The organism is Streptomyces microflavus (assembly GCF_014650075.1).
Taxonomy (GTDB): Bacteria; Actinomycetota; Actinomycetes; order Streptomycetales; family Streptomycetaceae; genus Streptomyces; species Streptomyces microflavus.
On sequence record NZ_BMUG01000001.1, the window covers coordinates 1,079,065 to 1,098,506 of the forward strand.

Sequence of the window (19,442 nt, forward strand, 5' to 3'; positions counted from 1 at the left end):
CCCGGGACGGCCCCCGTACGGTCGGCCCGGGTACCGACTGTCGGTCCGGGATGGCACGCTTGTCCTTGTGACCGAGATTGACGCAAAGACCGATGCTCTCGTACCCGCCTGGCTCCACCTCCCCGACATCGCGGAGAAGCTCGATATCGAGGTGACGCGTGTACGGCAGCTGGTCAGGGATGGCCAGCTCATCGCCGTACGCCGCGGTGAGAAGCGGACGCTTCAGGTGCCCGCCGCCTTCATCGACGGCGACAAGGTGGTCAAGGGCCTCTCCGGGACCCTGACCCTCCTGAGGGACGACGGCTATTCCGACGAAGAGATGCTGGAGTGGCTCTTCACTCCCGACTCGACCCTGCCCGGCACCCCCGCGCAGGCGCTGAGCGAGAATCGCGGTACGGAGGTGAAGCGCCGGGCCCAGGCGCTCGCCGTCTGACCGATACGACAGGAAGCGGCGTACGGGCCCCGCTCACAGCGCGGCCCGTGCCCCGCCACGACCACGGGGGAGCTCCACCACCATGCCCACGCCTCGCGAGCAGCTGTCCGACGCCCGGCTCTACCTGTGCACGGACGCCCGTAAGAGGCAGGGGGACCTCCCCGCCTTCCTGGACGCCGTGCTGTCCAGTGGGGTCGACATCGTCCAGCTCCGGGACAAGGGCATGGAGGCCGCCGAGGAGCTGGACCACCTCGCGGTTCTCGCCGACGCCTGCCGGCGCCACGGCAAGCTCCTCGCGGTCAACGACCGGGCCGACGTCGCCCACGCCATCGGCGCCGACGTCCTGCACCTGGGCCAGGGCGACCTGCCCGTCCCCGCCGCCCGCGCGGTCATCGGAACCGACCGGCTGATCGGCCGCTCCACGCACGCCGAGTCCGAGGTCGACGCCGCCGTCGCCCAGGAGGGCGTGGACTACTTCTGCACCGGCCCCTGCTGGCCCACCCCCACCAAGCCCGGCCGCCACGCCCCCGGCCTCGGCCTCGTGCGGTACGCGGCCTCCCTGGCGCAGCCCCGCCCCTGGTTCGCGATCGGCGGCATCGACGCGGGGAACCTGGACGAGGTGCTGGAGGCCGGCGCCCGCCGGATCGTGGTCGTCCGGGCGATCACCGCGGCGGACGACCCGGCGGCCGCCACCGCCGAGCTGGCGAAGCGGGTCCGGGCGCACGCGCTCTGAGCAGCGCATTCGCGGCGGACTTCGGGCCCGCTGTCCCAAGGGGTGGACGGTAAACCGGCAAAACGAGACAATATCGGCCGCTCTGGTTGGGGGAGTGTCCACGCCCTGGTTAACCTCCCCATATGGCCCTAGGGACACCTTCCACCAGGACGGACCACGCACGCACCGTGCGTGACCTGCTCGCGACCGGCAAAACCTCGTACTCCTTCGAGTTCTGGGCGCCCAAGACCGAGAAGGGCGAGCGCAACCTCTGGAACGCGCTGCGCCGGATCGAGGCGGTGCGCCCGAGCTTCGTCTCGGTGACGTACGGGGCCGGTGGCTCCACCCGGGCCGGGACGGTGCGCGCGACCCAGCAGATCGCCGCCGACTCCACGCTCACCCCGGTCGCCCACCTCACCGCGGTCAGCCACTCGGTCGCCGAGCTGCGCAACATGATCGGCCAGTACGCCGACGCCGGGATCAGGAACATCCTCGCGGTCCGCGGCGACCCGCCCGGCGACCCGCTGGCGGAGTGGGTCGAGCACCCGCAGGGCGTGAAGTACGCGGCCGACCTCGTCCGCCTCATCAAGGAGTCCGGCGACTTCTGCGTCGGCGTCGCCGCGTTCCCAGAGATGCACCCGCGCTCCTCCGACTGGGAGACGGACATCGGCCACTTCGTGGACAAGTGCCGGGCCGGGGCGGACTATGCGATCACCCAGATGTTCTTCCGCCCGGAGGACTACCTCCGGATGCGTGACCGGGTCGTCGCCGCCGGTTGCGAAACGCCGGTGATTCCCGAGGTCATGCCGCTCACGAGTGTGAAACAACTGGAAAGATTTTCCCAGCTCAGCAACGCGACCGTCCCTGAGCCGCTGAAAGAGCGGATCCTCGCGGTCAAGGACGATCCGGCCGCTGTACGCTCCATCGGTATCGAGTTCGCAACGGAGTTCTGCGCGAAACTGCTGTCCGAGGGTGTGCCCGGGCTGCACTTCATCACGCTCAACAACTCGACGGCAACGCTCGAAATCTACGAGAATCTCGGACTGCACAAGCAGTCGTGACCGGCCGTACCCGCCCCCGAGCGGCTGCGGCCGCAGGAGGGGGCGGGCGTGGGCTGGACGGTCCTCTACATCGCATTCGGCTTGGTGGCACTGTGGCTGCTGGGCGAGGTACTGCTGCAGTACAAGGCGCGGCTGCGCTGGCGGCTCCTCGCCTTCGGCGGCTTCCTCGGCGTGGTCATGGGGGTCCTGCTCGCCTCCGTCCCGGTCATCGTCGTCGGAACCCTCGCCTTCGCCACCGGCCAGACCTATGTGACGCTCTCCTTCCGGCGCGGCTTCTCCACCGGCTGGGCCATAGGCGGCAGTCCGGGCGAGAGCCGCCGCCGTCGTGGCGGCGGTGAGCGCGCGGCCGCCAAGGAGCCCACCCTGCAGGTCTCCGGCCTGGAGGTCTCGGACCCCACCGCCGACGACGGCTTCGACTCCTTCGGCCACAACACGGCCCCGGCCACCGCGTCCGACGCCCCCACCTCCGTGTACGAGCCGCAGCCGCTGCCCGACGACACCGGGCAGTACGGCGTGTACAGCGACTCCGGTTACGCGGCGAACGCCCCCGGCCAGGGCGGCCAGGACCAGCAGCAGTACGGGGCGGATCCCGCGGCCCAGCCGCAGTTCGCCGCGTACGACCCGTACTCCGGCTACGACCAGCAGCAGGGCCAGGACGGCTACGCGGGGCCGTACGACTACGGGACTGGCCAGCAGAGCTACGCCGCCTACTCCGACCCGTACATCGGCACCACCAACGGGACGGCCCCCTACGCCGGTTACGACGCCTACGGCAACGGCAACGGCTACGACAGCCAGGGCGGCCAGCAGGGTTACGCCGACCCCTATGCGCAGAGCTACGGCACGGACGCGTACACCACCGACACCCCGCCCGGCGGAGTCTGGGTCCCGCAGCAGCGCGACGCCGAGCAGTACCCCCCGATGCCGCCCGAGCAGCCCGCTCCGTACGGCAACGGCTACGACACCGGCCAGAACGAGCAGTACCGCTACTGACGACCGGTGCTTCTGCTGACGGCCGGTACCGCTACCGACGACGGCCCTACCGCGAGCCGCGGAAGCCGTCGCCCTCCACCACGAGTCCGGCCACCAGCGTCCCCGACATCCCGGCGTGCGCGAGCCCGCCGCCCGGGTGCGACCAGCCGCCCGCCAGATGGAGCCCCGGCAGCCGCGTGAGGTTGCCGGGGTGGAGATACGCGCCCTGCGCACCGGCCAGCGCGGGCGGCGGCACCGCACCACCCTCGGCCCCCGTCTCCGCCTCGGTCTCCGCGGGCGTACGGATCTCCGTGTGCAGGATCCGCTCCCGCAGCCCGGGAACGGCCGCGCCCGCCCGCTCGATCAGGGCGTCGGCGAACCGCTGCCGCACCGCCGGGTCCGTCCAGTCGACCGGGCCCTGCGGGGCCACCGTCGCCGTCAGCGTCACCGCCTCGTGCGCCTCGTCCGGGCGGGTCGCGGGGTCGTCGGGGCGCAGCACCGTCACCGTGGGGTGCGCGGCGACCCGGCCCCCGAACACCGCCTCCTGCTCCGCCGCCCCGTCGGCGCTGTGCACCACGGTCCGGTGCACCGTGTCCGCCTCCCGGGCCCCGCGCAGCGACAGCAGCACCACGAACCGCCCCGGCAACGAGCCCGCGCGGACCGGCACATCGTCCGCGCCCCACACCTGCCCGCCCGGCACCAGACCGGCGTGCGGGCGCACCCCCAGCACCACCCGGTCCGCCTCGGCCACCTCACCGCCGGTCAGCTCCACCCCCGCCGCCCGGCCGTCCTTCTCCACGACCCGGACCACCTCGGCCCCGAAGACGAACTCCACCCGCCGGGCCACGCACCGCTCGTACACCGCCCGGGCCAGCTCCCGCATCCCGCCCAGCACGTACCAGCTGCCGAAGGTCTGCTCCATGTACGGCAGCAGCGCGGCGCTCGCGGGGGCGGTGCGCGGATCGAGGCCGTACGACAGCGCGTACCCGTCGAGCAGGGCGGCGAGCCGGGCGTCCGCCAGCTCCCACGCGCCGATCTCCGCCACGGTGGCCGCCTGCCGGGTGCGCAGCAACCGCCGCTGCTTCAGGGCGGGATACGGGTCGCGGCCCAGCACCTGGTGGTCCGCCCGCAGCGGCTCCTCCAGCAGCGGCCGCCGCGACCGGTCCCAGGCGTCCCGGGCCCGCTCCAGGAACCCGGTCCAGCGCTCCCCGGCACCGGCCCCGAGCGCCGCGTCCAGGGCGGAAGCGACCCCGGCCCGGGAGGCGTTGGGCAGGGACACCGCCGTGCCGTCCGCGAAGAGGTGGCGGCCGGCCGGGTCGACCTGGGTCAGCGTGACGCACTGCTCCAGGGACTCCTTGCCGGTCTTGACGAAGAGGTCCCGCTGGACGGCGGGCAGATGCAGCAGCCCGGGCCCGGTGTCGAAGACGAAGCCCTCGTGCTCATGGCGGCCGACCGATCCGCCGTAGCTCGCGGACCGCTCGTACACCGTCACCTTGTTGCCCGCGACGGCGAGCCGGGCGGCCGCCGTCATGGCGCCCGTCCCGGCGCCGATCACCGCAATTCGTGCCATGCCGGTGACTTTATCGACCACCACTGACAGCTCAGCCGGGAGGCCGGGGACCACCCGATTCCGCCAGGTGTCTCTCCTCGCGGCGCTGGGCCCGGCGGCGCAGGAAGCGGCGGATCCGCGAGGCCAGGAAGACCACGAGGACGATCCCGAGCACCAGCAGCACCGCGGCGATGACGGCGGCCGCCACCGGATTGAATATGGCGAACGTGACGACTCCGGCGACCCCGAGGTCCTCGGCGATGCTCATCCCGATGTTGCTGAAGGGCTCCGGGGAGGTGTTGACCGCCATCCGCGTGCCGGCCTTCACCAGATGGCTCATCAGTGCCGTCGACCCGCCGATCGCCCCGGCCGCCAGCTCGGGCAGTGAACCGCTCTCCCCGGCGAGCAGCGCGGCGATCACCGCCCCCGCCACCGGACGGATCACGGTGTGCGCGGTGTCCCAGACGGAGTCCACGTACGGGATCTTGTCGGCCACCACCTCGCAGAGGAAGAGCACACCGGCCACGATCAGGACGTCGGTGCGCTGCAACGCGGCGGGCACCTCGTCGGAGACGCCGGTCGCGCCGAAGACGCCGAGCAACAGGACCACCGCATAGGCGTTGATCCCGCTCGCCCAGCCACTTGTGAACACCAGAGGGATTACGGACACGCAGGAGATCGTAACGACCCGCCCCACGGCCCGCGTGGGCCCGGGCACGCAGCCCTGAGTACCCGTACCTAGGAGACGAGATGAGTAGCTGCGCGGATAGGCCTGGACCTGCGGGGACGGAAGAGTGGTGACCACGGAAGGGGCGCGGCGCCCGGACCGCCGACACGGGGCGGCGGAACGGCGCGGCCCCTGACGGAACGGGGGTGCACGACGTCAGGACCCGGGGGCCACGGGGGACATACGGGGTCACGGGGAACGGGTCCGACGGATGCACGGAAGACGCCGGTCCGGTGAAGTTCGCAGGGGGATGCGAACTCCAGCGGCCGGCGTCTTCGTGTTGTACGGGGCTGTGCCCTCAGGGCCTCAGTGCCCGCTGACCCTCCCGTGCAGCAGCAGGGAGAGCGCCGAGTGGACCTCGTCGATCGACCGCTCCGGCTGGAACGCCTGCCAGTCCAGCGCCGCCACCAGCACCATCCCGACGAGGGCGGCCGCCGTCAGCGGGATGTCGATCTCCTCGCTCAGCTCACCGCTGCGCACCGCCTCCCGCAGCACGTCCTCCACCACCGCGACGGCCTCCTGCCGCACCACCAGGAGCGTGGACTGCCAGGCGCGGTTGGTGCGCCAGAGCTCGGCCACGTACAGCTGGGTGAAGGCCGGGTAGCGGTCGATGAAGGCGAGGCCGGCCCGGATCATCGCGTCCAGCGCCTCGACCTGGGTGCCGCCGCGCTCCTCGGACTCCTCGGCAGCGGCCCGCAGCGAGGCGGTCAGGAGCCCGACGCCGTGCCGGAGCAGCTCCTCGAACAGCTCGGTCTTGCTCTTGAAGTTGTAATAGACCGTGCCCTTGGCGACCCCGGCCCGCTCGGCGATCTCGTCGACGGTGGTCGCCGAGAAGCCCTTCTCGGCGATGAGGGTCACCGCCGCCTCGTAGAGCCTCTGCCGGGTGGCCTGGCGGCGCGTGGTGCCACTGCTTTCCATGAGGCCGATTCTCCCAGCTTCCGGCGCGCTCACAGGCTCAGCTCCGGGTGCAGCCGGCTCAGGCTCCACACCTGCTTGCGGCGGGCGGTGAACGCGGTCAGGGCGAGGGCGCCGACGGTGAAGGCGCCCAGCACCGCGCAGCCCAGCCAGACCGGGCCGAGGGGGCCGCCGGTGATGAGCCTGCGCAGCCCCTCGACGACGTACGTCATGGGCAGGTACGGGTGGATCGCGCCGAAGAAGCCGGGGCTGGTCTGGACGGGGTACGTGCCCCCGGCCGAGGTCAGCTGGAGCATCAGCACGACCAGCACCAGGATGCGTCCCGCCGCGCCGAAGCAGGCGTTCAGCCACTGCACGATCGCGCCGAAGCAGCAGGTCACCAGGGCGAGGAAGGCGATCGTCCCGGCGGAGCGCTCCATCTCCAGGCCCAGACCCCAGTGCAGGACGGCCATCAGGGCGCCGACCTGGAGGATGCCGATGGCGGCGACCGGGAGCCACCCGGCGAAGGCGATCCGCCAGGCGGAGGCGCCGGTGGACAGGGCACGCCTGTTGAGCGGCTGGATGATCATGTACGCCACCATCGCGCCGACCCAGAGGGAGAGCGGGATGAAGTACGGGGCGAAACCGGTGCCGTAATTGGGCGCCGCGTGAAGAGACTTGGAGGCCAGTTTCACCGGGTCGGCCATGACGTCGGTCCGCGCGTCGCGGTCCTTCTTGTCGTAGTCCGGGATCTTGTCGACGCCGTCGTTGAGGCCCTGGGCCAGCTCGGCCGAGCCGTCGCCGAGCCGGAACAGCCCGCCGTCCAGGTTCTCGGCACCCGTTTTGAGCTTGCCGACGCCGGTGTCCAGGTCGGCGGAGCCGGTACGGGCGCTGCCGAGGCCGGCGTGCAGGTCCTTGGCACCCTCGGCGACCTTGTGGGCGCCGGTGTTGAGGGCGTTGACGTCCTTGACGGCCTTCTCCAGGTCGTCGTCCAGGGCCGGTGCGCGCTTGGAGAGCGCCTCGGCCTGCTTCTGGAAGGCGGCCAGATGGGTGCTGAGCTTCTTCAGGTCGCCGTTCTGGTTGGTGACCAGGGTGTTCACATCGGCGGCGATCCTCGCGACATCGACGGCCGTGTTCTTGGCGCGCTCCAGCGGCGGGCAGACCTCGGCGTCGGGCTCCTCGGCCTCCTCGCACTGGGTGCGGTGGATCTCGGTGAGGTCGTCGGCCGCCTTCTTGGACTCGGCCGCGGCGGCGGGCGCGCTCTTCACGAGCACGTCGAGGTTGTTCCGTACGGCCTGTGAGGTGTCGGCGACCAGCCGGGCGGTGTCCCCGATGGACTTCCCGTTGTCCTTGAAGAAGGGGCGGGCGTCACCGGCGATCTTGTTGACCTTGTCGGCCAGCGCCTGGGTGCCGCCGGCCACCTGGCGTGACCCGGAGGCGAGTTCGCCCGCCCCGGTGTTCAGCTTGCCGATCCCGTCGGAGAGCCGCTTGCTGCCCGCCTTGGAGTCCTTGAGGCCGTTCGCGAGATCCTTGGAGCCCTTCTTCGCCTTCGATATGCCGCCCTTGAGCTCGTCGGCGCCCTTGGCGGCGTCGGCGGTCTTGTCGTGCAGATCGGAGAAGTTGACGAAGATGCGGTCCAGGAAGCCCCGCGAGGCGTTGGTGGAGGCGGCGTTGCGCACCTCGCCGAAGACCGTCTTGGAGATCTGCCCGACGATGTAGTTGTTGGCGTCGTTCGTCCGCACCTGGAGTGCGCCCGTCTCGGGGGAGTCCCCGCCGCTGGACGCGATCTTCTTGCTGAAGTCGGCCGGCATCGTCAGCGACAGGTAGTACGTCCCGTCCTCGACGCCCTTGTCCGCTTCCGCGGAGCTCACCTCATGCCACGCGAACACCTTGGAGTCGAGCAGCTTGTCGCTGATCTCGTCGCCCGCGTCGACGCGCTTGCCGTCGTTCGTGGCGCCCTTGTCGTTGTTGACCAGGGCGACGGGCAGCTTGTCGAGGTTCCCGTACGGGTCCCAGAACGAGAACAGGTACAGGGCGCCGTAGAGCAGCGGCAGGAGCAGCAGGGCGACCAGCGCGGCGGCCGGCAGCTTCCCCCTGCGGAACCGCCGCAGCTCAAGCGCGGCCAGTTTCGGCGAACGCATCGGCCGTCTCCTCTTCGGTGGTGGGTGTGGTCGGGGCGTCCTGGGCGGCGGGCGTGGTGCGGACGACCTGGGCGTCCTCGGGGGCCTCGCTGCACACGGCGAGCACGGTGGTGCCGGAGTCCGCGATGGAGCGCAGCAGCGTCCAGGCTTCGGCGCGTTCGGCGGGGGAGAGCTTGAGGTCGGCGTCGTCCAGGGCGAGCAGCTTCGGGGTGCCGATCAGCGCCAGGGCGACGGAGAGCCGCAGCGCTTCGAGCCGCTCCAGATCCCGTACGGAGGTCCGCTCGGCCTTGGGCAGGGTCGCGAGGTCCAGGCCCGCGGCCTCCAGCGCCGTGTCGATCCGGGCCCGGGCGGCGGCCCGGCGTTCGGAGCGCGGGCGGAGCAGGGTGCGCAGGGAGGCCCCGTAGCGGCCCTGGAGCAGGGCCCGTTCGCGCAGGTGCTCGGCGACGGTGAAGGCGGGGTCCAGCTCGCTGACGCCGGGGACCGGGCCGAGGGCGGCGATCCTGCGGACGGCGGCCGCCTTGCGGGGCAGTTCGAGGCCGCAGGCCCGGGCGCTGCCCTCGGTCGCACGCATACGACCGGTCAGAGCGAGCAGAAGGCAGGTACGTCCGGAGCCGGACGGTCCCTCGATGGCGACGAGCGACCCCGGCGGAGCGCTGAACCCCACGTGGCGGAAGACCCAGCCGCGCGGCCCCTTGAGTCCGAAGTCCTCGGCGCCGAGTCCGAATTGCTCGGCGTCGGCTGCGGCGTCGTGCGGGCTCTCCACAGACCCTCCCCTGATCTCGTGCGTGGTCCTGCTGCGGCATCTTCTTTTGAACTGACTGGTCAGTGCAAAAAGTTAGCCCGAACTCGCGCTCGAAGCAAAACAGCAGGTCAGGGAGGGGTCCTGACCGATTGTCAGTGGGGGGCGCCACCATGGACACATACGGCCACGGAGCCGTCACACGACGACAGGAGGTTCGTCATGGCCAGCTCGTCCGCAGCCGCCGCCCCGCGGCGCCGCGCAGGCAGCCCTGCCCCCTCACTGACCGGTCCCGCCGACGATGTGCACCCCGTGCTGCGCCGCACCACGGCACCGCCCGCCGCCCTCGACCTGCTCGCCAAGGCCCGCACCGGCCTGGACGAGGCCGCCGTGCTCCACGAACCGAACGAGCGCTACGCCACCGCCCACCTCGCGGCCTTGCGCACGGCGGCCGCCGTGCTGGCCGCCCGTGGCCGCCCCGAGACGAACAAGCGCAACCGTGACCGCATCCGGAGCGCCTGGGAGGTCCTCCCGGAGATAGCCCCCGAGCTGACCGACTGGAGCGACCTCTTCGCCTCCGGGGCCTCCCGCCGGGCCCGCGCGGAGGCGGGCATGCCCGGCGCGGCCAGCAGCCGGGACGCGGACGATCTGCTGCGCGACGCGGCCCAGTTCCTGCGTCTGGTGGAGCGGCTGCTGGTGCTCCAGCCGGTGCTCCCGCAGCCGAGGCCGGGGAGGTCCGCCGCAGGATGAGACGGGCGGTGCCGGATGACCGGGACGGCGGTGCGAGGCAATAGGGTGGTGGACGCTCACATCACCACCTGCACTGTTCACGCTCCGCCGTCCCAGGCGGCACCGTGCCGAGGAGTCATCTGCCGTGTCGGACCAGCTGCGCCCCCGCGCCTCCCTCCGTACCGCCGTGGTCTGGGAGGTCCTGAAGGACGCTCTGGACCGTCAGGTCAAGGCGGCCGGCCGGGACGCCCTGGATGTTCTGGACACCGGTGGCGGCACCGGCAACTTCGCGGTGCCCGCCGCCCGGCTCGGCCACCGGGTCACCGTCGTCGACCCCAGCCCCAACGCGCTCTTCGCGCTGGAGCGCCGCGCCGCCGAGGCCGGGGTGGCCGACCGCGTCCGGGGCGTCCAGGGCGACATCCTCGGCCTCTTCGACGTCGTGGAGCGCGGCGGCTTCGACGCGGTGCTCTGCCACGGCGTCCTGGAGTACGTCGACGAGCCCGCCGAGGGCGTACGGAACGCGGTGGCCGCCCTGCGCCCCTCCGGCGCCCTCAGCCTGCTTGCGGCGGGCCTGGGCGGGGCCGTCCTGGCCCGCGCGCTGGCCGGCCACTTCACCGAGGCCCGGCACGCGCTCACCGACCCGGCGGGCCGCTGGGGCGAAGGCGACCCGGTGCCCCGCCGCTTCACCGCCGAGCAGCTCTCGGAGCTGGTCTCCGGAGCCGGTCTGGAGGTCGGCGCCGTGCACGGCGTGCGGGTCTTCGCCGACCTCGTGCCGGGCGTCCTGGTCGACACCGAGCCCGGCGCCGTGGACGCGCTCCTCAAGCTGGAAGCCGCCGTGGCCGAGCTGCCCGCCTTCCACTCCGTCGCGACCCAGCTGCACGTTCTGGGCGAGAAGCGCCCCTGAACCGGCCGCGCGGACCGGCCCCCGGGAGCCCCCGCGAGGGCCGGTACGGGGCTGATCAGCAACGAAGCTGCGCACGGAGTGGGACTCGGGACCCCCGTAGCGGGCGGGATCCCCGTATGATCGGGTGACACCATCCGGCATGACGGGTCGGTCGTCGGGGAATCTACGCCTCAACAGCCGAGCCGACATAGCGGTCCGGACTGGCTGAAGGCTAGAGGGCGGGTTTCACGGGGGCGAATCCCTGCCTATCCTGGAAGGGCCGCATACCGGTCGCCCCCGCGGCCGACGACGAGGAGGATCCCGTGCCGCTCTCGGAGCACGAGCAGCGAATGCTCGAGCAGATGGAGCGAGCGCTGTACGCCGAAGATCCCAAGTTCGCGACAGCGCTTGAGGGAAGCGGGCTGCGTACGTACACCCGACGACGGGTCTACCAGGCGGTCGCTGGCTTTCTGGTGGGTATCGCGCTCCTCATGGCCGGAATGGTCGCCCAGCAGATCTGGATCAGCGTGGTGGGGTTCCTCGTCATGCTCGGCTGTGCCGTGCTCGCGGTCACCGGATGGCGCAAAGCGCCGAAGCCCGGTGAACAGCAGCAGGCCACCGCAGACGGCGGGGACAGCGGCTCGCGCCGCCGACCGAGACAGCGCCGGTCGATGATGAACCGCATCGAGCAACGGTGGCAGCGCCGCCGCGACGAACAGGGCCAGTAAAGAACTCTCGGCCCGGCTCCGGCGCTCATGGCGGGGCAGGCCGTGCTTGGCACGACGCAGGACACTGATGGGTGAGGGGCGGCCGCATTTCTGCGGCCGCCCCTCAGCCGTTGCTCCCACGGAAAGCCGCTGCTCCCACGGAAACCGCTGCTCTCCTTGCTGCTCCCATGAAATCTCTGTGACGGCTGAGGGAGGGGCCTGTCCGGGCCCCTCCCTCAGTCCGTCCTCAGCCGTGCTGGCGCGACAGCCTCCGCAGCCGGGCCGTCCAGCGACCGCGTCCCGGACGGTCGGTCCACCGCTGGACGAGCGCCGCCCACCGGTCCGAGACCGCCCACGCCACCCGGACGGCCGAGCGGGGTGCCAGCTTCGCCCGCAGCCGTGCGCCCCGGCCGGCCGAGGCCTCCAGCCCCGCCCGTACCGTCCGCGCGTCCTCGGTCAGACCGGCCGCGGGGCGCGGCTCGGGGGCGTACAGCACCTGCTCCACCGCGCCCGCGATCCGGTGCACGGCCTCGCCCGCGGTGATGTCGAGCCCGCCCTGGCGCACGATCCGGGCCGCCGCCTTCCGGGGCGTCAGCGACTCGTCCGGCGCGATGCCGTAGTCCCAGGCGCAGTCGGTGATCTCCTGCCAGGCGGCCAGGGCCCTGGCGGCCGCGTCCGCGGGCGTACGCCCCCCGGAACCGAGCCGCCGGTTTCTCGCCCGGACTCGCCAGAGCAGCGGCAGCAGGGGCAGCAGCAGGACCAGGAGAGCCCCGAGAACCACCAGCAGGACCGTGCCCGCCGGAGTGCCCTCGTCGGTCGGAGACGTCGGACCGGGTGCGGCGGAGAGGCCGCACTCACCCTGTCGGCGCATCTGCGGCGAGCAGCTTTCCGGGGCGGAGGGGACCGCGGACGGCGCCGCGGAGGCCCCGGCCGACGGCTGCGCCGGATCGCTCGCACCGCCCGTGGGGGTCTCCGGCAGGGTGTACTCCGGGGTGGATCCCCGGCTCGGGGTGGGCTCGAACCGGGTCCACCCGATGCCCTCGAAGTACAGCTCGGGCCAGGCGTGCGCGTCGCGCAGCCCGACCGAGTACGAGCCGTCCGCCTGGAGGGTGCCCGGGGTGAAGCCCACCGCGACCCGGGACGGGATGTCCAGGGTCCGGGCCATCGCGGCCATCGCGAACGAGAAGTGGATGCAGAACCCCTCCTTGTCACGGAGGAACCGCGCTATGGCCGAGGAGCCCGTGCCCGAGCTGACCGAGGTGTCGTACGTGAAGCCGCCCTCGGAGGCGAACCAGCTCTGGAGCTTCACGGCCCGCTCGTAGGCGTTGGCCGAGCCCTCCGTGACCTCCTCGGCCGTCTCGGCCACCACACCCGGCAGCGAGCCGGGGACCTGGGTGTACTCGTTCAGCAGCTTCTGCGGCGGCGGTCCGGCCGCCGCCAGCTGCTCCGCGGTCGGCTCGACGATCAGGCTGGAGGCCTCGTACTGCGCGCCCCCGGTGTTCTGCCCGTTGTCGCCGACGAGCGTGCGGCCCTCCGGCTCGTACCGCCAGCGGCCGTCGATCGCCACCTCGCTCGCCGGGTAGGGGAGCGGCAGATAGCTTTGCTGGTAGGAGGGCGAGGAGGAGATGTTCGTCCGGATCTCGGTGACGGCGACGTCCCGGCCGAGTCCGGTGGGCTGCGGGAGGCGGTCGGGGACATCCGTCAGACGGCGGGTCGAGGAGCGCCACTCGCTGCCGTTGAACTCGTCCAGGGCCAGGATCCGCAGATAGAGGTTCCGCGGGTCCTGCGCGTTGGTGCGATACGTCATCACCTCCCGGTTCTCCGGCTGGTTGAGGTTGTCCTTCAACGACACCAGAGGGTTCACCGCGGAGATGGTGCCGCCGCCGCTGCCCTTGCCGTTCCCCCCGCCCCTGCCGCCCAGCAGTCCGCTGTCCAGGGCGGGCAGGGCCAGCGGGACCACCAGGGCGATGCCCAGCGCCAGCACACCGATGCGGCGGCCGGTGCGGACCGGTGCGGCCGCACCTCCGCCGCGGCCGGACAAGCCGTCCGACATGCCTCCCGGAGACCGGTTGGCGCCGCCGAAGACGCGCCCCCACTGGGAGAGCCGGTCGCGGCCCTCGGCCAGCAGGAGCAGCAGATAGCCGGAGGCCGCCAGCAGGAACCAGAGCCAGCCCGCTCCGCCGTCACCGAGTCCGGCGGCGACCGAGTACAGCGCGAGCAGCGGCAGTCCGGCCGGGGCCGCGCTGCGGAAGGTCACCGCGAGGGCGTCCACCGCCAGCCCGATCAGCACCACCCCGCCGACCACCATCAGCCGGATGCCGTCCGTCATCGGGGCCGGGATGGCGTACGTACCGATGTCCTCGCCGCCCGCCACCAGCAGCTCACCGAGCCGGACGACGGCCTGCGGGCCCGGGACCACGCCGAACAGGGCCTGGTCCCGCGCGAAGACCAGGGTCAGCAACAGCAGGGTCACCAGCATCTGGGAGGCGATCGTCAGCGACCGGGCCAGCGGAACCCGGCGGGCGAGCGCGCCCACCCCGCCCTGGACCCCGAGCAGCAGCGCCGCCTGCAGCAGCCAGCCCGCCCCCTCCACCAGCGGGAGCAGGGCCCCCGACGCCAGGAGTGTCGCCGCAAAGGCGCACAGCGCCAGCCGGGCCCGCCCGCTCATGACCATCCCCCCGGGAAACCTGTCGAACCGCCGTTCCCGGCGGACTGCGTGTCGGCGCGCATCTGCCCCGCCAGCTGCCACAGCGCGGGCAGATCGGCCCCGGGCTCCACCGGCACCACGACCCAGCCGGCCTCGCGCAGCTGCCGCAGCCGCTTCTCGGCCGGGACGGCCCCGACCGCCGATGGATCCAGGCCGCCGGACCAGCGGGCGCTGTCCAGGACGAAGGCGACCGCCGCGCCGGTGCGCTGCCGCATCCGGGCCGCGACCGAGGTCTGCTCCTCGTCGAGATCGCCGAAGAACGCGATCAGCAGTCCTTCGTTGCTGCCGCGCAGCACGTCATGGGCGCGCGAGAGCCCGCCGCCGTCGGAGTGGCCGACGACGGCGAGGGTGTCGAGCATCAGGCCCGCGGAGTCCGCGGACTCCTGGGTCGAGCCCGCGAAGCCGTCGGACCCGTCCCCGGGCACCGCGTTCCCGTCGTCCGTGAGCAGCCGTACGGCGAAGCCCCGCTCCAGCATGTGCACCAGGGCGGAGGCCGCCCCCGAGACCGCCCACTCGAAGGCGGAGTCTGGCCCCGCGCCCGCATAGCCGACCTGCCGGGTGTCCAGCAGCACCGTGCATCTGGCCCGCTGCGGCTGTTCCTCGCGGCGGACCATCAGCTCGCCGTAGCGCGCGGTGGAGCGCCAGTGGACCCGGCGCAGATCGTCGCCGTGCCGGTAACCGCGCGGAATGATGTCGTCCTCACCGGCGAGGGCGAGCGAGCGCTGGCGCCCGTCGCCGTACCCGGAAGCCTCGCCCGCGAGCCGCAGGGCGGGCAGCGGCACCGTGCGCGGGATGACGACGAGGGTGTCGTACGCGCTGAAGGAACGGGTCAGCTCGCACATCCCGAACGGGTCGCTGAGCCGCAGCTGCAGCGGGCCCAGCGGGTAGCGGCCGCGCAGGTCGGAACGGACCCGGTAGGACACCTCGCGCCGGCCGCCCGCCTCCACCCGGTCCAGCACGAACCGGGGCCGGGGCCCCAGCACGTACGGCACGCGGTCCTGGAGCATCAGCAGCCCCGTGGGAAGCCGGGACACGTTGTCCATCCGCAGGTGCACCCGGGCCTCCGAGCCCGCGGGCACCCGGGACGGCGAGAGCCGTCGGGTCCCCGTCACCCGGTAGCGGGTGCGGTAGAGCACGATCACGCACACCAGGGGCAGCACGGCCAGCAGCAGCCCGACGCGCAGCAGGTCGGCCTGGCCCAGGACGTAGGCGCAGACGGCGGCGGCCACCCCGGCGGCGAGGAAGGACCGCCCCCGGGTGGTGAGACCGCCCAGGGCCGCCCGGAGGCCGCCCTTGCTGGAGCCGTCCTGCACGGCGCCGGGCTCGCCGGCCGCCATCACAGCCGCCGGGGGCCGGGCTGCTGCTGGCCGTAGAGCGGGCGGCCCGGCTCGTGCGCGCCCTGGACCGGGGGCAGGGCGCCGCCGCGCACGGCGCCGGGATCGGTCGGGACCGGGGTGCGCTGGATGATCTCCAGCACCACCTGCTCCGCGGTGCGGCGGTTCAGCTGGGCCTGCGCGGTGGGCAGCAGCCGGTGCGAGAGCACGGCGGTGGCCAGCGACTGCACGTCGTCAGGCAGGGCGTAGTCCCGGCCGCTGAGGGCCGCCGACGCCTTCGCGGCGCGCAGCAGGTGCAGCGTCGCGCGCGGCGAGGCCCCGAGTCTGAGATCGGGGTGGCTGCGGGTGGCGCCGACCAGCTCCACCGCGTACCGGCGGACGGCGTCGGCGACGTGCACCGAACGGACCGCATCGATCAGCTTCACGATGTCGTGGGCGTGCGCCACCGGCTGGAGGTCGTCCAGCGGGGAGGCGCCCCCGTGCACATCGAGCATCTGCAGCTCGGCCTCCGGGCTGGGATAACCGATGGAGACCCGGGCCATGAAGCGGTCGCGCTGGGCCTCGGGCAGCGGGTAGGTGCCCTCCATCTCCACCGGGTTCTGGGTGGCCACCACCATGAAGGGATCGGGCAGCTCGTACGTCTGTCCGTCGATGGTGACCTGGCGTTCCTCCATCGACTCCAGCAGCGCCGACTGCGTCTTCGGCGAGGCGCGGTTGATCTCGTCGCCGATCACGATCTGGGCGAAGATCGCGCCGGGCTTGAACTCGAAGTCACGCCGCTGCTGGTCGAAGATCGACACACCGGTGATGTCCGACGGCAGCAGGTCCGGCGTGAACTGGATGCGGCGCACCGAACAGTCGATGGACCGCGCCAGCGCCTTGGCCAGCATCGTCTTGCCGACCCCGGGGACATCCTCGATGAGGAGATGTCCCTCCGCGAGCAGCACGGTCAGCGAAAGCCGTACGACCTCAGGCTTGCCCTCGATCACACCCTCCACCGACCTGCGCACCCGCTCCGCTGTGGTGGTCAGATCTGTGAGGCTCGCTCGATCGTCATAGGTCGTCACCCGGCCCTCCTCGGCCCTTTTTGCGCATGGACCGGCGTACGTACCCGCCCGGCCCACCCCGAAATACGGACACTCCTCCGGAAGGCCCGGGGGAGGTCACACCCGCATTCTTGTTGCCGTTACCGCTTCGTGTCACTCGCCTGTGGATAAGTGGGTGCGATTTGTCAGCCTCTGCCGTGTTTCGCCGGGTGGGCCGGGTGGGCCGGGCGGCGGAAGGTCAGGAGGCGGGCTGGATCTCGCGGAGCAGACCGGTGGTCACGTCGAAGACGAAACCGCGCACGTCGTCGGTGTGCAGGAGGAACGGTGAGGTCCGCACCCGCTGCATCGACTGACGTACGTCCTGGTCGGCGTCCGTGTAGGCCTCCACCGCCCAGACCGGCCGCTGGCCGACCTCGCGCTCCAGCTCCTGCCGGAACTCCTCGGTGATGGATTCGAGACCGCAGCCCGTGTGGTGGATGAGGACGATGCTGCGGGTGCCGAGCGCCCGCTGGCTGATGGTGAGCGAGCGGATCACGTCGTCGGTGACGACGCCGCCCGCGTTGCGGATGGTGTGGCAGTCGCCGAGTTCGAGACCCAGCGCCGCGTGCAGGTCGAGCCGGGCGTCCATGCAGGCGACGATGGCTACCTGGAGGACCGGTCGGGCGTCCATGCCGGGATCGCGGAAGTCCTCGGCGTACGTGGAGTTCGCCTCGACCAGCTGATCGGTGACCTGGCCCCCCTCACGGACCGCCGCGGCGGTGGGCGTCACGGACTTGGCGGGGGAGTGAGCAGAAGTCGACATGGTTACGACGTTAGCCTTCCCACCTGGCCCGGGTGTGCTGTGAGAGCGGACAAAGAACGTCAACACGGCTTGTTGTGAGCTAACCCACAAGCACCAGTGAACGCGCCCGTTCGGGTGAGGTCGCCGCTTCCGGACGGGTGGCACGACTCGCTGCCCGGTTCGTTGATCGCGAATCGATCGAATGGCAGGGTGGACTAAAGTAACGCGAAGTCACCACCCTGAACCCGCACCACCCCACTCCGCACACCCTGCACCTCCTGCATATTCCGTATTTCCCCCGTGATGTGCGGCGTACGTGCGGCCCGGCCCTCTCCCGCTCTCGGTCGGCCGGCGCCCCTTCCCCGGCGCCGGCGGACCTCCCCTTCAGAGCGGGCGGGGACCAGGACGTACGTACCGGCCGCGCGGGACAGAGCCTGAGAGGGCGCATTGAGCCAGACCCGACACGTCCCGGTGATGCTCCAGAGGTGTCTGGACCTGTTGGCCCCGGCTCTCCAGGACCCGGCCCACCCCGAGCCCGTGGTCGTCGACTGCACCCTCGGCCTCGGCGGCCACAGCGAGGCCCTGCTGGAGGCCTTCCCCACCGCCCGGCTGATCGCCCTGGACCGCGACAAGGAGGCCCTGCGGCTCTCCGGAGAGCGGCTCGCCCCCTACGGCGACCGCGCCACCCTCGTCCACGCCGTCTATGACGAGCTCCCCGACGTCCTCGCCCGGCTCCGCCTCCCCAAGGTCCAGGGCATCCTCTTCGACCTCGGCGTCTCCTCCATGCAGCTCGACGAGGCCGACCGCGGCTTCGCGTACGCCCAGGACGCCCCGCTCGACATGCGCATGGACCAGTCCACCGGCATCGGCGCGGCAGAGGTGCTCAACACCTACCCGCCCGGCGAGCTCGTGCGGATCCTGCGCGCGTACGGCGAGGAGAAGCAGGCCAAGCGGATCGTCTCGGCCGTCGTGCGCGAACGCGAGAAGGAGCCGTTCAGCAACAGTGCCCGGCTCGTCGAGCTGATCCGCGACGCGCTGCCGCAGGCCGCCAAGCGCACCGGCGGCAACCCGGCCAAGCGGACCTTCCAGGCCCTGCGCATCGAGGTCAACGGCGAGCTCAGCGTCCTGGAGCAGGCCATCCCGGCGGCCGTCGGGAGCCTCGCGGTCGGCGGCCGGATCGCCGTCCTCGCCTACCACTCGCTGGAGGACCGGCTGGTCAAGCAGGTCTTCGCGGCCGGCGCCGCCAACACCGCGCCCCCCGGCCTGCCCGTCGTCCCCGAGCGCTACCAGCCGCGCCTCAAGCTGCTCACCCGGGGCGCCGAACTGCCCACCGAGGACGAGATCGCCGAGAACCGGCGTGCCGCCCCCGCCCGGCTCCGCGGCGCCCAGCGCATCCGGGAGGAAGAGCGATGACCACCACGGGGGGCACGCGGTGAGCAGGGCGGGCGCACCGCTGAAGGGGCGGGCCGGACGGCTCGCCCGGCTGATGCCGTCCGCGTCACCCAGCAGCGCGGCCCGCACGCCCTTCGTGCTGCTGGTCGTGCTCCTCCTGGGCGGCGGGCTCATCACCCTGCTCCTGCTGAACTCGGCGCTCAACGAAGGATCGTTCAGGCTCAGCGAGCTCAAGCGGGACACCACCGAGCTCACCGACGAGCAGCAGGCACTCCAGCGCGACGTCGACAGCTACTCCCAGCCCGGCGCCCTGGAGCGCCGCGCCCGGGAACTCGGCATGGTCCCCGGCGGCAGCCCCGCCTTCCTCGACCCGGACGGCACGGTCCGCGGAGTCCCCACGAAGGCCACCGCCCCGCCGCCGTCGCCCAGCCCCACCCCCACCCCGAGCCCCGAGCCGACGCCCGAGGACGGCGCACAGGCCGACGAGGCAGGCGCCGGCGTCCCCCCGGCCACGCCGTCCGGCACCGCGACCCCCTCACCGGGCGCAGCCGCGGAACCCGAGTCCGAAGACGCCCCCGCCCCCGCCCCGGAGAACACCCCGGCGACCCCGCCCCCGACCACCCCCGGCAGGTGAC

The 19,442-nt window shown here is 72.4% G+C and carries 18 protein-coding genes; 9 read left to right on the forward strand and 9 right to left on the reverse strand.

All coding sequences use genetic code 11. The annotated features are described in order from the left end of the window. Positions 1–67 precede the first annotated feature (67 nt). The 4 genes from IE264_RS04720 to IE264_RS04735 all read left to right on the forward strand — a co-directional run bounded on the left by IE264_RS04720 (position 68) and on the right by IE264_RS04735 (position 3,199). Positions 68–433 (forward strand): Rv2175c family DNA-binding protein, encoded by a 366-nt coding sequence (locus IE264_RS04720; protein WP_032759504.1) that lies wholly within the window; start codon positions 68–70, stop codon positions 431–433. Between the two features lie 82 nt (positions 434–515). Next, positions 516–1,166, forward strand: coding sequence for a thiamine phosphate synthase (gene thiE, locus IE264_RS04725; RefSeq protein ID WP_032759503.1), 651 nt, complete (start codon positions 516–518; stop codon positions 1,164–1,166). A 122-nt stretch (positions 1,167–1,288) separates the two neighbouring features. Next, positions 1,289–2,206, forward strand: coding sequence for a methylenetetrahydrofolate reductase [NAD(P)H] (gene metF, locus IE264_RS04730; RefSeq protein ID WP_015608017.1), 918 nt, complete (start codon positions 1,289–1,291; stop codon positions 2,204–2,206). Positions 2,207–2,254: 48 nt separating this feature from the next. Then, positions 2,255–3,199, forward strand: coding sequence for an SCO2102 family sporulation regulator (locus IE264_RS04735; RefSeq protein WP_032759502.1), 945 nt, complete (start codon positions 2,255–2,257; stop codon positions 3,197–3,199). 46 nt (positions 3,200–3,245) lie between these two features. On the opposite strand, the gene IE264_RS04740 is transcribed toward IE264_RS04735, so the two are convergent. From IE264_RS04740 to IE264_RS04760, 5 genes are all read right to left on the reverse strand, one after another. Beyond that, positions 3,246–4,748: a phytoene desaturase family protein gene (locus IE264_RS04740; protein WP_078657590.1), complete on the reverse strand. Its 1,503-nt coding sequence runs from the start codon at positions 4,746–4,748 to the stop codon at positions 3,246–3,248. A 31-nt stretch (positions 4,749–4,779) separates the two neighbouring features. Continuing rightward, complete coding sequence (locus IE264_RS04745; protein ID WP_031122086.1) at positions 4,780–5,397, reverse strand: DUF4126 domain-containing protein; 618 nt, start codon at positions 5,395–5,397, stop codon at positions 4,780–4,782. Positions 5,398–5,760: 363 nt separating this feature from the next. Next, positions 5,761–6,372, reverse strand: a complete 612-nt coding sequence (locus IE264_RS04750; protein ID WP_015608013.1) for a TetR/AcrR family transcriptional regulator — start codon at positions 6,370–6,372, stop codon at positions 5,761–5,763. Positions 6,373–6,401: 29 nt separating this feature from the next. Next, positions 6,402–8,489 (reverse strand): YhgE/Pip domain-containing protein, encoded by a 2,088-nt coding sequence (locus IE264_RS04755; protein ID WP_032759500.1) that lies wholly within the window; start codon positions 8,487–8,489, stop codon positions 6,402–6,404. Beyond that, positions 8,461–9,252 (reverse strand): ATP-binding cassette domain-containing protein, encoded by a 792-nt coding sequence (locus IE264_RS04760; RefSeq protein WP_032759499.1) that lies wholly within the window; start codon positions 9,250–9,252, stop codon positions 8,461–8,463. The genes IE264_RS04755 and IE264_RS04760 overlap by 29 nt, the downstream gene beginning before the upstream one ends. 198 nt (positions 9,253–9,450) lie before the next feature. Between IE264_RS04760 and IE264_RS04765 the strand changes: the two genes are divergently transcribed. From IE264_RS04765 to IE264_RS04775, 3 genes are all read left to right on the forward strand, one after another. Further along, the gene (locus tag IE264_RS04765; RefSeq protein ID WP_015608010.1) at positions 9,451–9,978 is read left to right on the forward strand and encodes an SAV_6107 family HEPN domain-containing protein; all 528 of its coding nucleotides are present in this window, start codon (positions 9,451–9,453) and stop codon (positions 9,976–9,978) included. A gap of 124 nt (positions 9,979–10,102) precedes the next feature. Further along, positions 10,103–10,861, forward strand: a complete 759-nt coding sequence (locus tag IE264_RS04770; protein WP_015608009.1) for a class I SAM-dependent methyltransferase — start codon at positions 10,103–10,105, stop codon at positions 10,859–10,861. Between the two features lie 302 nt (positions 10,862–11,163). Beyond that, positions 11,164–11,568 carry an SCO2097 family morphological protein gene (locus IE264_RS04775; RefSeq protein WP_015608008.1) on the forward strand — a complete coding sequence of 135 codons (405 nt, stop codon included), beginning with the start codon at positions 11,164–11,166 and terminating at the stop codon, positions 11,566–11,568. 226 nt (positions 11,569–11,794) lie between these two features. On the opposite strand, the gene IE264_RS04780 is transcribed toward IE264_RS04775, so the two are convergent. The 4 genes from IE264_RS04780 to IE264_RS04795 all read right to left on the reverse strand — a co-directional run bounded on the left by IE264_RS04780 (position 11,795) and on the right by IE264_RS04795 (position 17,436). After that, positions 11,795–14,215: a transglutaminase TgpA family protein gene (locus IE264_RS04780; protein ID WP_032759533.1), complete on the reverse strand. Its 2,421-nt coding sequence runs from the start codon at positions 14,213–14,215 to the stop codon at positions 11,795–11,797. Further along, positions 14,212–15,591: a DUF58 domain-containing protein gene (locus IE264_RS04785; protein ID WP_032759498.1), complete on the reverse strand. Its 1,380-nt coding sequence runs from the start codon at positions 15,589–15,591 to the stop codon at positions 14,212–14,214. Before IE264_RS04785 ends, IE264_RS04780 begins: the two co-directional genes overlap by 4 nt. Further along, positions 15,591–16,655: an AAA family ATPase gene (locus IE264_RS04790; RefSeq protein ID WP_015608005.1), complete on the reverse strand. Its 1,065-nt coding sequence runs from the start codon at positions 16,653–16,655 to the stop codon at positions 15,591–15,593. The genes IE264_RS04785 and IE264_RS04790 overlap by 1 nt, the downstream gene beginning before the upstream one ends. 217 nt (positions 16,656–16,872) lie before the next feature. Then, a complete protein-coding gene (locus IE264_RS04795) occupies positions 16,873–17,436 on the reverse strand; it encodes a beta-class carbonic anhydrase (protein WP_015608004.1) in 564 nt (187 codons plus the stop codon). A 426-nt stretch (positions 17,437–17,862) separates the two neighbouring features. Between IE264_RS04795 and rsmH the strand changes: the two genes are divergently transcribed. Then, positions 17,863–18,828: a 16S rRNA (cytosine(1402)-N(4))-methyltransferase RsmH gene (gene rsmH, locus IE264_RS04800; protein ID WP_032759497.1), complete on the forward strand. Its 966-nt coding sequence runs from the start codon at positions 17,863–17,865 to the stop codon at positions 18,826–18,828. Positions 18,829–18,847: 19 nt separating this feature from the next. After that, positions 18,848–19,441, forward strand: coding sequence for a cell division protein FtsL (gene ftsL / locus IE264_RS04805; RefSeq protein ID WP_032759496.1), 594 nt, complete (start codon positions 18,848–18,850; stop codon positions 19,439–19,441). The last annotated feature ends 1 nt before the right edge of the window (position 19,442 follow it).

Coding starts and splice junctions, on each gene's coding strand:
- thiE (WP_032759503.1), top strand. CDS start 516: ATGCCCACGCCTCGCGAGCAGCTGTCCGACGCCCGGCTCTACCTGTGC.
- metF (WP_015608017.1), top strand. CDS start 1,289: ATGGCCCTAGGGACACCTTCCACCAGGACGGACCACGCACGCACCGTG.
- IE264_RS04740 (WP_078657590.1), bottom strand. CDS start 4,748: ATGGCACGAATTGCGGTGATCGGCGCCGGGACGGGCGCCATGACGGCG.
- IE264_RS04750 (WP_015608013.1), bottom strand. CDS start 6,372: ATGGAAAGCAGTGGCACCACGCGCCGCCAGGCCACCCGGCAGAGGCTC.
- IE264_RS04755 (WP_032759500.1), bottom strand. CDS start 8,489: ATGCGTTCGCCGAAACTGGCCGCGCTTGAGCTGCGGCGGTTCCGCAGG.
- IE264_RS04765 (WP_015608010.1), top strand. CDS start 9,451: ATGGCCAGCTCGTCCGCAGCCGCCGCCCCGCGGCGCCGCGCAGGCAGC.
- IE264_RS04780 (WP_032759533.1), bottom strand. CDS start 14,215: ATGAGCGGGCGGGCCCGGCTGGCGCTGTGCGCCTTTGCGGCGACACTC.
- IE264_RS04785 (WP_032759498.1), bottom strand. CDS start 15,591: ATGGCGGCCGGCGAGCCCGGCGCCGTGCAGGACGGCTCCAGCAAGGGC.
- IE264_RS04795 (WP_015608004.1), bottom strand. CDS start 17,436: ATGTCGACTTCTGCTCACTCCCCCGCCAAGTCCGTGACGCCCACCGCC.